General features: G+C 34.7%; 11 protein-coding genes, 3 tRNA genes and 1 riboswitch. Of the genes, 6 read left to right on the forward strand and 8 right to left on the reverse strand.

Features of this window, described 5'->3' with window-relative positions:
* The first annotated feature begins 269 nt into the window (after positions 1-269).
* Positions 270-1352, forward strand: a complete 1083-nt coding sequence (locus GXX20_01155; GenBank protein ID HHW30275.1) for a DUF362 domain-containing protein — start codon at positions 270-272, stop codon at positions 1350-1352.
* A gap of 125 nt (positions 1353-1477) precedes the next feature.
* Positions 1478-2458 carry a hypothetical protein gene (locus tag GXX20_01160; protein HHW30276.1) on the forward strand — a complete coding sequence of 327 codons (981 nt, stop codon included), beginning with the start codon at positions 1478-1480 and terminating at the stop codon, positions 2456-2458.
* 318 nt (positions 2459-2776) lie between these two features.
* Here GXX20_01160 and GXX20_01165 read toward each other — a convergent pair whose 3' ends face one another.
* The 3 genes from GXX20_01165 to GXX20_01175 form a co-directional block, all read right to left on the reverse strand.
* Positions 2777-2992, reverse strand: a complete 216-nt coding sequence (locus tag GXX20_01165; GenBank protein HHW30277.1) for a heavy-metal-associated domain-containing protein — start codon at positions 2990-2992, stop codon at positions 2777-2779.
* A gap of 106 nt (positions 2993-3098) precedes the next feature.
* A complete protein-coding gene (locus tag GXX20_01170; protein ID HHW30278.1) occupies positions 3099-5546 on the reverse strand; it encodes a copper-translocating P-type ATPase in 2448 nt (815 codons plus the stop codon).
* Positions 5547-5621: 75 nt separating this feature from the next.
* A complete protein-coding gene (locus GXX20_01175) occupies positions 5622-5888 on the reverse strand; it encodes a metal-sensing transcriptional repressor (protein HHW30279.1) in 267 nt (88 codons plus the stop codon).
* 403 nt (positions 5889-6291) lie between these two features.
* On the opposite strand from GXX20_01175, the gene GXX20_01180 reads away from it, so the two are divergent.
* Together GXX20_01180 and GXX20_01185 are read left to right on the forward strand one after the other, a co-directional pair.
* Positions 6292-8031 carry a DUF4153 domain-containing protein gene (locus tag GXX20_01180; GenBank protein ID HHW30280.1) on the forward strand — a complete coding sequence of 580 codons (1740 nt, stop codon included), beginning with the start codon at positions 6292-6294 and terminating at the stop codon, positions 8029-8031.
* A 22-nt stretch (positions 8032-8053) separates the two neighbouring features.
* The gene (locus tag GXX20_01185; GenBank protein HHW30281.1) at positions 8054-8458 is read left to right on the forward strand and encodes a C_GCAxxG_C_C family protein; all 405 of its coding nucleotides are present in this window, start codon (positions 8054-8056) and stop codon (positions 8456-8458) included.
* Here the strand turns inward: GXX20_01185 and GXX20_01190 are convergent.
* Positions 8455-9510: an iron chelate uptake ABC transporter family permease subunit gene (locus GXX20_01190; protein HHW30282.1), complete on the reverse strand. Its 1056-nt coding sequence runs from the start codon at positions 9508-9510 to the stop codon at positions 8455-8457. The two genes, GXX20_01185 and GXX20_01190, sit on opposite strands and share 4 nt — an antisense overlap.
* Before the next feature lie 54 nt (positions 9511-9564).
* Entirely contained in the window at positions 9565-10593 is a 1029-nt protein-coding gene (locus tag GXX20_01195; protein ID HHW30283.1) for an ABC transporter substrate-binding protein, read from the reverse strand.
* Between the two features lie 189 nt (positions 10594-10782).
* A riboswitch (cobalamin riboswitch) is annotated at positions 10783-10952 on the reverse strand.
* A gap of 178 nt (positions 10953-11130) precedes the next feature.
* On the opposite strand from GXX20_01195, the gene GXX20_01200 reads away from it, so the two are divergent.
* Positions 11131-11763, forward strand: coding sequence for a cyclase family protein (locus GXX20_01200; protein HHW30284.1), 633 nt, complete (start codon positions 11131-11133; stop codon positions 11761-11763).
* A gap of 102 nt (positions 11764-11865) precedes the next feature.
* Here the strand turns inward: GXX20_01200 and GXX20_01205 are convergent.
* From GXX20_01205 to larA, 3 genes are all read right to left on the reverse strand, one after another.
* Positions 11866-11941 (reverse strand) — tRNA-Thr (locus tag GXX20_01205).
* Between the two features lie 118 nt (positions 11942-12059).
* Positions 12060-12134, reverse strand: a tRNA-Glu gene (locus GXX20_01210).
* A 231-nt stretch (positions 12135-12365) separates the two neighbouring features.
* Complete coding sequence (gene larA, locus GXX20_01215) at positions 12366-13637, reverse strand: nickel-dependent lactate racemase (protein ID HHW30285.1); 1272 nt, start codon at positions 13635-13637, stop codon at positions 12366-12368.
* 306 nt (positions 13638-13943) lie between these two features.
* On the opposite strand from larA, the gene GXX20_01220 reads away from it, so the two are divergent.
* Positions 13944-14028, forward strand: a tRNA-Tyr gene (locus tag GXX20_01220).
* Positions 14029-14304 lie beyond the last annotated feature (276 nt).

The following is a 14304-nucleotide window of genomic DNA, read 5'->3' on the forward strand; positions in this document are numbered from 1 at the left end:
ATGTAACATCTATTGTATTTAGTAACAAATATTAACAAACTGTTCACTCGCCTTTCTATTCGGGACGTACCCAAAAAGTCAGAACGAATAGTATTAAGTTTTAACTGCATATTCATTATATTAAACCCAAAGAAGTTTGTCAAATTTTAAACAATTAATATATTGGGAAATTACTTCTTTTTTCTTATATAAAATACATTTTTTAGCTAATTATGCTATGATAGAATTTATCAAAGCTGATTCATTAAAGCACATTTATGGAGGGGAAAATGAATAAGAATGCACTTGCTGTTATTTATGGCAATACTCCTAAGAAGATGGTACTGGAAATTTTAAATTACTTAAATATCGAGGATAATATAAAAAGCAAAAATTCACTTATTGGAATTAAACCTAATTTAGTAGTATCCAAACCATCTACTTCAGGAGCAACAACTTCACCTGAAATTGTGGCAGGAATTATAGAATATCTGAATTGTAAAGGATTTTATAATTTGACTATTCTTGAAGGCTCATGGGTAGGAGATAGAACAAGCCGGGCTTTTAAAGAGTGTGGGTATGTAGATTTGTCAAAGCACTATAATGTCCCATTAATTGACCTGCAGCGAGATAGTTACAGGCAATATAAAATAGATGGTATATGTATAAATATATGTGATAAAGCCATGGAACTGGATTACCTGATCAATGTTCCTGTTTTAAAAGGACACTGCCAGACATATTTGACATGTGCACTTAAAAATTTAAAAGGATGTATACCTGACAGTGAAAAAAGGAGATTTCATTCAATGGGGCTGCATAAGCCAATTGCCTGTTTGAATAAAATTCTGAAGCAGGATCTGATTATTGTTGATGGTATTATGGGGGATTTAAGCTTTGAAGAGGGTGGAAATCCTGTTCAAATGAACCGTATTATTGTAGCAAAGGACCCGGTTTTGGTTGATTCCTATGCAGCCGATCTCATTGGTATTAATATTGATGATATTCCATATATAAAATTAGCTGAGGCTTTGGGCGTAGGGAGTGCTGATCTTGCGAAAGCCGAAATTATTGAAATAAATAAAGATTCTGTTACTGAAAGGATTTCTTCTGCCCGGAAGATCCAAAAGCTGGCTAAATATATTAATGAAGACAGTGCCTGTTCAGCATGCTATGGAAGCCTTATTCATGCTTTGGCAAGGCTGGATGAACAAGGCGGATTAAGCCTGTTAAAAGATAAACTATATATCGGACAGGGTTATAAAGGAAAAACTTTTAAGGGAATAGGAATAGGGAATTGTGCAAAAGGCGGAGATATTTATGTGAAAGGATGTCCTCCCAGTGCCGGTGATATATTAAAAGTGATTCAATGATTGCACTGTGATTTTGTTACACAAAATTTATATTTAATATAACAGAAATGAGGAACAAATTGTTTTTATTTTCGACTAATAAGATACAAACAAAAAGTGCAACAAGTAAACGGAGGTATCACTTTATGAAAAAACATCAATTAAGAAATGCTATTATCGCAGGAGCTTTATGTACAGTTCTGACGATTCCTGTTCTGGCAAAGGCGGAAAATATGCAGCCTTTATCAGAAGAAGACAAATTAATACCCATCAGTTACAAATTAAATCATTGGTCTGAAAAATACATAGACCAATTATCAAAAGAATATAATGCCGGATCGGTTTTTGAGGACAAAGATCTTGAAGCTGCTATTGAACTTGAGGATTTTGATTATCTTGTTAAACTTGTCTTGGATGAAGACTATGACAGTGCACCAGATTCATTATCCAGGGAAGCGGTTGTTCATGAGTTAGTAAAAATATGGGCTGAAAAGACAGGTATAGATTTAAATGATATTGCTGTTATACAAATGCTTATTTACTCAGATACCCATGAAATTGATTCAAGATACAACCACAGTGTAACTCTGGCATATATGAAAAAAATTGCTATTGGCAAAGGTTCAGGAATTTTTGATCCCAAAGCTAATGTTACTTATGGAGAGCTGGCTGCCTTAATTAGTAATACTGATAGAGCCATAAAAAATGAAATAGATTCTGAAAAGCAAAATATTTCCGAAGGTAAATTTGAAACCAGGGGAAATTATGAAATAAAAGATGATAAAGTTGTATTTGATTTTGAACTGATAAATCATTATACAGAATCAAAGCAGATTAAATTTGGTTCTGGCCAGCAATTTGAAATAAGTATAACTGATGAAAATAGGGAAGAAGTATACAGATATTCAGATGATAAATTTTTCACTATGGCTCTCCTTTTTAAAGACATTAATCCTGGTGAATCATTACAATGGCAGGATGAATGGGATATGACCAATAAGGAAGGGGAGAAAGTTGCTCCGGGGAAATATAAGGCAAAAATAACAGTTATGGTTATATTTGAAGAAGGCGACGAAAAGATAGAGGAAGATCAATTAACAACGGAAATAGAATTTGCACTTGAGTAAATTATTAATAAATATTTGTTATTGAAGAATTATTTGAACTCGGAACTCAAATTTATATAACTCGAAATAAATTAACCAGGCATCATGAAGTCTTTCGCTTCTATAATCGGGAGCTGAATTGATGCAAATTATAATAACAACCTTGTTCAGTGGGGGATTGTAAGACCCCCACTGAATTTCCATTCGAAGCAAGTCTGCTTTTGCATTTAATTTTTTCAACTTTCAAAGGCTGAATTGTCGATTATAGCGCCTTGCACTTTTGGTGTCAAAAAACAAAAAAAGGTGCATATCTAATATATGCACCTTACGGTTTGTAGTCTATAAAATTTCTATTCCGGTTACTTCATATCCTGCATCATCTATCACTGTCCTGAATTTTTCATCTTCAATTTCATGGGCAAGATCAACAATGGCATTTTTGCTTTTAAGATCGACTTTCACTGAAGTAACTCCGCCAATTTCTCTTAAAGCTTCTTCAACATGTTTAACACAATGGCTGCAGCTCATACCTTCAATCAATATCTTTTTTCTCATAAATACACAACCTTTCAGTTATATTTTCTCATTATTTTTATTTATTTAATTATTTCTAATCAATTATCTTACATTTACTTCCAAAATACTTTATATAAGCCGGTTTTTATATTGGTTTGAACCTCTTTAATCTTAACGCATTTGTAACAACCGATACAGAACTTAAGCTCATTGCGGCAGCTGCAATCATAGGATTCAAAAGAGGTCCGCCAAAAATATGGAGTACACCCATGGCAATTGGTATTCCCAGAGTATTATAGCCAAAGGCCCAAAACAGATTCTCTTTGATATTTTTAATTGTACTTTTGCTTAATTGTATAGCCGTAGAAACATCCATCAAATCACTTTTCATAAGAACAATATCTGCTGATTCAATGGCTACATCGGTACCTGATCCTATTGCTATGCCAATATCTGCCTGAGCCAAGGCAGGAGCATCATTTATGCCGTCACCGACCATTGCCACCTTTTTACCTTCAGCCTGTAATTTTTTTACCTCATTTGCCTTATCCTGAGGTAATACTTCAGAAAGAACCCTGTCTATTCCTACTTGCTTGGCAATTGCTTCTGCGGTTCTACGGTTATCTCCAGTAATCATAACCACTTCTATTCCCATTTTGTGAAGCCTTTCTATCGCTTTTTTGCTGCTTTCTTTAACTGTATCGGCAACGGCAATTATACCTGCAAGTTTTTTGTCTATGGCAATATACATAGGAGTTTTCCCTTCTCTTGCCAGCCTGTCTGATGTTTCCTCATAGTCCTCTGTAAATATATTGTTTTGAGTCATAAGTTTTTTATTTCCCAACAGTAGACTTTTGCCATTTATTTTGGCTTCTATCCCATGGCCTGGAATTGCATTAAAGAAGTCAAGTTTTACCAATTCCAGCCCTTTTTCTTCAGCACTTTTTACGATGGCTTCTCCCAGAGGATGTTCAGAGCCTTTTTCTGCAGAGGCTGCAAGAAGTAATAAATCATCCTGGGATATCATATTATTGGAAATAATTATGTCTGTAACTTCAGGTTTGCCTACGGTAATAGTACCTGTTTTATCCAACACTACTGTTTGTACCTTATGAGCGGCTTCCAGAGCAGTTCCGCTTTTTATTAATACACCGTATTCTGCACCTTTGCCTGTACCAACCATAATTGCCGTTGGTGTTGCAAGACCAAGGGCACAAGGGCAGGCAATTACTAAAACCGAAATAAATATTGTTAATGAGAATACTGCCGATTCATTACCCACGAAGTACCATAATAGGCCGGATAAGACTGCAAGTACAATTACTATCGGAACAAAGTAGCCTGAAATCACATCGGCCAGCTTTGCAATGGGAGCTTTAGACCCCTGAGCTTCTTCCACCAGCTTAATAATTTGCGCTAAGACGGTATCCTTGCCGACTTTGGTTGCTCTATACTTAATAGTACCGTTTTTATTTATGCTTGCACCGGTTATATTATCCCCCGGTTTTTTTTCAACCGGTATGCTTTCACCTGTTAGCATTGATTCATCTACTGATGTAGTACCTTCCACCACTATTCCGTCAACGGGCATTCTCTCGCCAGGTCTGACAACTATTATATCTCCCGGTTCTACCTCATCGATACTGATTTCTACTTCAATTTCATCTCTTAATATAATTGCAGTTTTAGGAGTAAGGCCCATAAGTTTCTTAATAGCTTCAGAGGTTTTTCCTTTAGAAACAGCTTCAAGATATTTACCCAGAGTTATTAAAGTAATAATTACAGCTGCGGACTCATAATACATACTCAAAGAGTATTCACTGTTTCCATTCAGAACCTTAATTGTAGCAAAAACACTATAAACAAATGCTGCGGAGGTTCCTATTGCTATAAGTGAATCCATATTAGGGCTTCCTTTAAGCAGTGTCCTGAAACCAACAGTATAGTATTTGTTGCCTGTAATTATAACAGGTAGAGTCAATAGTAGCTGTAATAATGCGAAAGCTGTAGGATTTGCCATTGGATCAATAAGATGGGGGAGGGGAAGCCCTATCATATGTCCCATGGCTATATAAAGAAGTGGTATGGTGAATATGGCGGATATAATAAATCTATTAAACAACAATTTTATTTCTCTTTCTTTTTTCTCCTTATCCAAATCTTTTGCAGTTTCTTCCTCCAGGGCTTTATAACCGGCTTTCTCTATTGCACGTTTTATATCTGAAATTCTTACCATTGTTGGCTCATAATTTATATTTAGTTTTTCAGTAGCAAGATTTACACTGGCCTCTGTAACACCATCAAGTTTTTTAGCTGCCCTTTCTACTGATTTCGCGCAAGCGGCACAGGTCATTCCTTCTATTTTTAAAGTCTTAGTTATGATTTCGGTTTTAGCGTTATACCCTGCTTTGGATATAGCATTTTGAATATCTTCAACAGAAACCTTTGATTCATCATATTTTACACTTAATTTTTCAGTAGCAAGATTTACACTGGCCTCTGCAACGCCATCAAGTTTTTTAGCTGCCCTTTCTACTGCTTTCGCGCAGGCGGCACAGGTCATTCCTTCTATTTTTAATGTTTTATTGGTCATAATAATTACTCCTCATATTTATAATACATGAATTAGAACTGTCTATAATATGTTACCCTCAAATATTTCCATAAATCATTTGTTCATTATTTTTGACAGTATATCTATTATTTCATCCACCTTTTCATTTCCGTTGCCACTTAAAAAAGCTTCCTTAACACAATGGTTCATATGCTGCTTCAAAATGAGCAAATTAGCCTTTTTCAGCAGTGACTGTGCAGCCATAATTTGATTGGACACATCAACACAATATCGTCCTTCTTCAATCATTTTAATTATCGCTTCAATCTGACCTTTTGAGGTTTTTAATGCCTGAAGTGCTTTTTTCTTTTCTGTATTCACATATACACCTCCTATATATCCCCCCCTCCAGTGGGGGTATTAAAATAATACATCTAATAGTATAATTTGTCAAGTATATCAAGTATAAAGGGTGATTTCTAATAAACTTTTTTTCCGCTGTACTTAACAAACATGTGTGGTTATGCTGAAAAATTAATAAAACTTGATATTTTATAAGATATTAAATAATCGGAAATAAGCACAAAAAGTATTTATTTCTATAAATGTTATCATATAATTAGAGTGTAATTTTATGGAATTTCAATCGCCTAATTTATTAAGTCTGAAGAATTAAATTATCATTATGTGAAACTTAATTTGTTATTTGAAGGACAAACTATATTATAAGCATGACAAAAACATAAATGTGTTATATTATTATCTTACATGGGGAGGAATACATATGATAATTATGATGCCTGTCATGAAAAGCTTCGCAGGCTTTTACAAAAGTATTAAGAGATTTCCTGTAACACTACTTCTTTCACTTTCTATAGCAATTGTATTAATATCATCATCTGAAGCCAGATTGAATTTAGGTTATAATCATCCTGCAGTTGAAATACTAAATAGAATTGCTCTTGTTATGGCTCTTGGAATACCAATTTCACTTTCAATTAAGTTATTATTTGAGAAGTACACCAGGATTTCGATTATTGCAAAAATGCTTATTTGCATTATTGCATCGGGTTTTCTTGGATTTTATTACTCGTACCTGCTAAATGTAATAAATAATGCAAGTATGTCGAGATATATTGGACTAAGCTTTTCTCTTTATATTTGCTTTCTTTTTATACCGTTTCTCAATAAAAGGGATTCTATTGAATTATATGTAATTAAAATATTCACAAGATTTTTCATTACCTGTATTTATTCTGCAGTTTTATTTCTTGGCCTTGCCGCCATTTTGTTTACAATAGACAAACTTTTAGGGATTACTGTAAGAAGCAGTATATACTATTATACCTGGCTTTTGACTGTAGGTATATTTTCTTCTACTTTTTTTCTAGCAGGAATACCTGAATATAATGAAAATATTGAAGACTATCCCTATCCCAATTATTTAAGAATACTTCTTTTATACATTGTGATACCGCTGGTGGTAGTATATCTTGTTATTTTATATATTTATTTTGCCAAGATAATAATAACATGGAAGTGGCCTGTAGGTCTGGTTTCACACTTGGTTATCTGGTATTCTGCACTATGTGTTGCCCTGATATTTCTTATTTCAAAAATTAAAGACAACAAATGGGTAAATATTTTTATTGCCTGGTTTCCCAAACTTATATTGCCAGTACTGGTCATGATGTTTATTTCAATGGGTATTAGAATAAATGCATACGGAATAACAGAAAACAGATATTATGTAATTGTACTGGGGATATGGGTTTCAGCAATGATGCTTTTTATCAGCTTTAAAAGAAAAAGAAGGAATATTATTATATTAACATCTCTCTCAATAGTATCAATATTATCGGTATTCGGACCGTTAAGCAGTTTTGCCGTTTCAAAATATAGTCAGAACAACAGGCTGACAGAGATAATGGTTAGAAATGAAATGCTAAAGGATGGTAAAATAATTGCGAAAAGTAATATTTCTGAGTATGATAAGAGTGAGATCAGTGAGATACTCAGGTATTTTGAGCAAAATCACAGTTTAAGTGATGTAAAATATTTAGATAAAAATTTTAAGCTGAGCGATATGGAAAAAGTATTTGGATTTCCATATCAGAAACCTGAAATACCTGAAATTGGGAAATATATTTCATACAGTTCAGATAAATTAACCGGAGCAATAGATATTTCTGGGTTTGATTATTTCTTCGACTTTAGGATGGTAAAAGAGCAGACAGAGTTAGACAGACTGAAAGTCCAGTATAATTATGAAACTGCAGTATTAAAGATATTCAGGGATGATGAAATGATATATACAATTGAGCTGTCCCGCTTTCTGGACGAGCTTCGCAAAAAATATCCTGAAAGTGGTGCTGTAGATGAGGAAGATATGATTTATACTGACGAAAATCAGCATGTAAAAATTAAATTTATATTCAGTTACATTGGAGGGACAGAGATTCAGCCAGGAAAGGGTACCAGAGTCCAGGGGGCAGACTTTTATATACTTGTTAAAGAAAAATGAAATTTTTGAAGGGAGTCTGAACATGCTTAAAGATTTAATAATTCAGGATTTCGGAAAAAAAGAAGATTTAAACTGCGCAGAGAAAATATTGCAGGGAGCTAATATAGTTTACAGTTTGGGATTGGACAAGGAATCTCTCAAGCTTGCTTCCGGTTTTGGAGGGGGAATGGGAATTGAGGATAAATGCGGAGCTCTTACTGCTGCAATAATGGTTTTAGGGAAAATGTTTGTGTCAGACCGCGCTCATGAGAGTGACAGGATAAAGAGACTTACAAGAAAGTTATTCGCGGAGTTCAATAAAGAAATGAGTTCAATTGACTGTGCCCCTCTTAAGAAAAACTACAGGTCGGAAAAATACGGCTGTAAAGTCATAATCGTAAAGGCTGCTGAAATACTAGACAGGTTAATAGAAGAAGAAAAAAATTAGAATATGTCTCCTTCTTTTCTTGCTTTATTTAACAAGAATAGAAAATAAGGGGCACCCAGCAGTGATGTAACCACACCTACTCCAATTTCCCTGGATACAACTGTTCTTCCAATAAGGTCGCATATAACAAGAAATATAGAACCTCCAAGAATACTGCAGGGAAAAAGTTTTCTGTGATCGGGTCCTACTACAAGTCTGGTAATATGCGGAACCAAAAGGCCTACAAAACTTATGGTTCCGCTTACACATACCGCTGTAGCAGTAATTATGGATGAAACCAGAAGAAGAATTTTACGTGTTCTTGATGTATTCATCCCTACAGATTGTGCTTCATCTTCACCCATTAAAAGAACATTCATATCTCTGGAAAAATAAAATAACACTATTATACCTATAATAACCGGACCGGCTGAAATTCTTACATCTTCCCACATAGTGGCATTTAAACTTCCGGCTGTCCAGAACAAAAACTGTTTTACCTGGTTACCATGAATATAGGTCAGAATAATTGTATTAACAGAGTTCAAGAACATACTTACTGCCAAACCAGAGAGTATTAAATTTACCAGAGGAGTTTTCCCTTTTTTTGAAGCCAACAAATATATGCAAAAAGAAGCCAAAAGTGCCCCGAAGGATGCAAAAAGTTGTAACAGGAAGATGCTTTTTGAAGCAAACCCCAGGGCTATAGCAATTACCGCGCCAAGGCTTGCTCCACTGGAAACACCTAGTATACCAGGATCAGCCATTGGATTTCTGAACATACCCTGCATTACGGTTCCTGAAGCTGCAAGCCCGGCTCCTACAATTGCAGCTGTTATAACTCTTGGCAGGCGCACATGAAAGATAATAGCTTCCCAATTTGAGGGGAACTCAATTTCACCCAATAAACCCCAGTTTTTCAAAATAATTCTGATGGTCTGTATAAAAGGTATGTTTACTTCTCCGAGAGCAGAGGCTAGTATTAGCGAAAACAACAGGACAACTATTAAACCATACATTATAAAAGGTGTCTTGATATGAGGGAGACCGGCTCTTGATTTTTTCAATTTCATACCAGATTTCAGTCCTTTCAGAATTATTTTGAAATTAACAGCTTATTCATAATATCATTGCTCAAATAATTCAGGGTAAGCTAGTTTTGCTAAATATTCCACTCCTAATACCATGTTTTGTGATACTGATGTAACCAAAGCTTCATTCATCTTATACACTTTGCCGTTTTTAATTGCATTTGTTCCCTGCAGACTTTTATCATTAATAAAATCTTCTGCAAATTTATCTGCATCAAAGCCTTCATAAGACCAGGAGGGAAGAAATATAATATCAGGATTAATTTCAATGACCTTTTCTTTTGTCATCTGATACCAGCCTGTTTCTCCAGATTTAGCTGCTCCATTTATCAGTCCCGCCCTGGTGGCTACATCATGAAAAGGAGTATTATTTCCGTAAGTATCAAAAAAGGAATCTAGTGATAAAGCTACCAGCTTATCTTCCTCTTTAAGATTTTTAAGTTTTTCATTCACAGAATTAAGTTTATCATCCATCCATTTGATAAGTTCTTTTCCTTTTTCTATTTCGCCTACTATAGTAGCAATTTCTTCTATCATATTTTTTTGTTCATCAATGCTGTTAGGTGTAATATAAGCATATACCAATATATTTGCTTCTCTTAACTGACTGACAAGTTTTTCATCTGTCCAGTCTGCAACGAAGATGAAATCAGGTTCCAAAGCCAATAAAGATTCCAGTTTTGTACTTACTTTATTAGGAAAATCTTTTGCAAAGTCAACAATATTTGATAGCCCAGGGTCTTCCGAAAGATAGGTTATTCCTGCTATCCTGCTTTTATCAACAAGTGATACCAGCAGTTCATCGGTACACAATGTAAGTGATATTATTCTTTCGGGCTTTTTTTCTATAACCATCTCAAAACCTTTTGCATCTTTAACAGTCAAAGGATATATATCTTTTTCGATGTTTTTCCCAGAAGAGTTATTATCCTGAGAAGAAACATCCTCTTTTTGAGTATATATATTAGTTTTATCAGAATCTGAATTATTTTTTTTACTTATACATCCTGTAAATGAGGCAAAAATCATTAAAATAAGAACCAATAATGCGATGATCCTTTTCATTAGAATTCTCCTTTACCAAACAAGTTTGTTAACCAAATAAATGTAAAATTTATAATATTTTCAAATAAAATAATATTATAGTAATATAGACCTAAAATAAACACCTCTTGAAAACCTATCAAGAGGTGTTATTAGCAATATAAATTATTTTATAAAGCATAACATACACCTCCCCTATCACTCGTAGAGTTCTTGGTGCTAAATACAGGTAGGTCTTCTGGCTTTAGTATCATTATCCTTTCACCCTTCCCATCCTGATTAACCAGGACAGTGGCTTTTTGAAAGGACTCCTCTATTACAGCGGCGGGACCGCACAGGAATTTCACCTGTTTCCCTGAACCTGTATTCATATTCTTTCTGCTTTCTGTTTAGCACTAAGTCTATCATAGTACATTTTATTTTTCAATAATTAAATTTCCTGCGAGGAAACTTTTTCTTTGCGATATACATACTTATACTTCCCAATTGCATTTCAACATAGTAGAATTAAAAATGTGGTTTCGTAAATTTCTTATACTGTATTTGAGGAGATTTATAATGTACAGGAATATTATTGATATAAGCAGGAGCATAAATCAGGATACAATCCTATGGCCTGGAGATACAAAAGTTAACCTGGTGAGAGGTCTCTCAGTAAGGAAAGGTGATATATGTAATACATCCAATATTACCATGTCGCTTCATACAGGTACGCATATTGATGCACCTCTTCATTTTTTTGAAGGGGATAGAGATGTAAGTTCAATGGATCTTTCTCATTTTATTGGAACTGTAAAGATTTTTGAATTATTATCTGTGAGCTGCATTACTGAAGATGATGTCAGAGGTTTATTTATAAGTGAAGGAGATGCGGTTTTTTTCAAAACCAGCAATAGTAACATTCCAGAAGATGAACCTTTTCGTACCGATTATGTATACATGGATGAAAATGCTGCAAAATTTTTAGTGGATAAAAAAATAAGGACAGTTGGAATAGATTATTTATCAATTGAGAAATATGAAACAAAAGATTTTCCGGTGCATAAAATATTTCTTTCAAACAATATAGCTATTATTGAAGGTTTGATACTGAAAGATGTGGAACCAGGGCAATACCTGTATTGCTGTATGCCGTTAAAAATAGTTGGCGGGGAAGCATCTCCGGTAAGAGCAGTATTGGCGCACTACTAAAATATATCTTTACCAATAAATACTTACTTTATCTATTAGAAATAAAAAATCCGAGAGATAATACAAAAACCCGTTAGCTATTGGAACTAACGGGTTTTTGCCTGGAGCTGGTGGACGGATTTGAACCCCCGACCTGCTGATTACAAGTCAGCTGCTCTACCTGCTGAGCTACACCAGCATTTAATTAATGTGTCTTGTTTCTCAACTGCTTCATTATAATAGCACGGTATATAATAAATTGTCAACTGTTTAATTAAAATTTATTTAAATTGTACTATTATAAATTTATGGAAATTTGGTGACCCATAGGGGACTCGAACCCCTGTTACCGCCGTGAAAGGGCGATGTCTTAACCGCTTGACCAATGGGCCACATTTCTCCAAACCGACAGAGATTATTTTAACTGCAGTTATGATAAAAGTCAAGTATAATTTTAAAGTTATTTATTAGCATTTTATTAGCATTAATGAATAATATACTTGAACTCCAAACTTTTCCCAATGATTTTGCTATATATATAGCAATACTGTGTTTGGGTTTATTATACCTATAAAGTGTTTTTATAGCCAAGATCCTTAAAAAGGTATAACTTAACTAATATATCAAGGTATAACACTAACCCCGTCAGGTATTACCAATATTGAAGCATTTTCACCGGCAATCTGTCTGGCTTTTTGCAAAGCTTGCTCCAGGGTGTAAGCGTGGAGCATATGCATGTCTGTTATGAGTTTTGGATCGCACTTATCGGTGACCATAATTACTGTAGCTTTCATAAGCACTCTTGCCAGGACCTGAGCCTCCCACTGATCGGGGATGGTTTCTGCTTGAGAAATATTCATTATTTTCTCGTATACTTCATGAGGACCGGAGGATTCTGCAAGCCATTTATAGAAGGATTCTCCTCCATGGCCATCTTCACAAGCCGAAACCATAATTATTACACCGCCGGGTTTTACATGGGCTTCTGCAGCAGTCATGCCTTTTACAGCCTGATATATATTTTGATCAAGAGGATATCCACCGTTGGAAGTTATAACGATGTCCGCATCGAGAGGAGGTATTTTTGCATGATTTGTTACAAATTGGCAGCCTTTTTTATGGGCATCTTCCGGATGACCTGCGAAAGCTGCGATTATTTCCTTTTTATCGTTTATTACAACATTCAGGATAAATGCCAGTCCTGCTGTTTCAGCAGCATAAATCATATCTTTATGGATTGGATTATTGTCAATTATTCCGGCTCTGGCTTTGGGATCAGAGATGAATTTGGAGCAATGATTTGCCCATACTGTTTTTTCAGAGGCAATACCCGGAAGTATGCTTTTCCTTCCCCCTGAAAACCCTGCAAAAAAGTGAGGTTCAATAAAACCTTCAGATATTAGCAGATCGCACCAATCTATAAGGGAATTCAGCCAGAGTTCTCCTCCTGAAGGAAGAATTCCTTTGAACACCATATTGTCGTCATCTCTGCTGTCATGGTTAATAAAATCCTCTGTTTCAACCAGATCTTTCCCGTATTTCTGCACCATCTCTTCATAAGTTGAAGCCCTGTGACAGCCTGTTGCTATGAGAATTTTAATTTCAGCTTGAGGATTACCTTTTCTTATGTGTTTCAATAAGATTGGAAGAGTTATAGCACTAGGAACAGGACGGGTATGGTCACTGGTTATTATGAGTATTTTATTAGCTTTTCCGGCCATTTCTTCCAGCTTGGGAGAATTAATAGGATTTTCAAGTGCTTTTTCAACAATTTCTTCTTGGGAGCAGTCTGGTGATTGTTTATGAAGGTCAGATTCAAGTATGCCTTTCAGGAATCTTTCATCTATGCTGGTTTCTATATAACTTTTGGAATAAGGAATTTTCAGGGTGATCATATTCAGTTCTCCTTATCAAATAGATTAGTACTATTTCCCGTATTTTTATTTTTTCAATATTCAAGTCAGAATTATAATATTACTTACGATTATAACAAATATTATTTTTATTATAAAGTGGAATTCTTTATGTTACTTTTAGGATTATTATTTATTTTTATTCAGGTATAGAAGAGGATTAGAAGGTATTTTCCTTGTCTTGAAGTTTAATTTGGAAAGAAAAAGTATTAAGAGATTTAAAAATAATAGTTGACAAAAGGGATGGTTTCATTGTAATATAGGTATTGCGATTTGGAAAACGAATATGGAGGGGTTCCCGAGTGGCCAAAGGGGGCAGACTGTAAATCTGTTGTCATCGACTTCGGTGGTTCAAATCCACCCCCCTCCACCAAACCTTATATAAAGACCCTTGATACTAAAGGGTCTTTAATACTTTTCAGTTTTTGAAAATTCATTCAAATTCATCGTAGCAAACTTGCTTCGCCCGGGGATTCAGTAGGGGTCTTGCAATCCCCCACTGAACAAGGTTGTTATTATAATTTGCATCAATTCAGCTCCCGCTTATAGAAGCGAGAGATTTCTTGATGCCTGGTTAAAAAATCTTCTAGAGTTATATAAATTCCCTATCATTGCATTATAATATAATTAATATAATTTACATGAAAGA

It is taken from the genome of Clostridiaceae bacterium, from assembly GCA_012840395.1.
Taxonomy (GTDB): domain Bacteria; phylum Bacillota; class Clostridia; order Acetivibrionales; family DULL01; genus DULL01.

What these genes read in the sequence shown, in the direction of transcription:
- GXX20_01155 (HHW30275.1), top strand. Translation starts at nt 270, where the DNA reads ATGAATAAGAATGCACTTGCTGTTATTTATGGCAATACTCCTAAGAAG.
- GXX20_01160 (HHW30276.1), top strand. Translation starts at nt 1,478, where the DNA reads ATGAAAAAACATCAATTAAGAAATGCTATTATCGCAGGAGCTTTATGT.
- GXX20_01165 (HHW30277.1), bottom strand. Translation starts at nt 2,992, where the DNA reads ATGAGAAAAAAGATATTGATTGAAGGTATGAGCTGCAGCCATTGTGTT.
- GXX20_01170 (HHW30278.1), bottom strand. Translation starts at nt 5,546, where the DNA reads ATGACCAATAAAACATTAAAAATAGAAGGAATGACCTGTGCCGCCTGC.
- GXX20_01180 (HHW30280.1), top strand. Translation starts at nt 6,292, where the DNA reads ATGATAATTATGATGCCTGTCATGAAAAGCTTCGCAGGCTTTTACAAA.
- GXX20_01185 (HHW30281.1), top strand. Translation starts at nt 8,054, where the DNA reads ATGCTTAAAGATTTAATAATTCAGGATTTCGGAAAAAAAGAAGATTTA.
- GXX20_01190 (HHW30282.1), bottom strand. Translation starts at nt 9,510, where the DNA reads ATGAAATTGAAAAAATCAAGAGCCGGTCTCCCTCATATCAAGACACCT.
- GXX20_01195 (HHW30283.1), bottom strand. Translation starts at nt 10,593, where the DNA reads ATGAAAAGGATCATCGCATTATTGGTTCTTATTTTAATGATTTTTGCC.
- GXX20_01200 (HHW30284.1), top strand. Translation starts at nt 11,131, where the DNA reads ATGTACAGGAATATTATTGATATAAGCAGGAGCATAAATCAGGATACA.
- larA (HHW30285.1), bottom strand. Translation starts at nt 13,637, where the DNA reads ATGATCACCCTGAAAATTCCTTATTCCAAAAGTTATATAGAAACCAGC.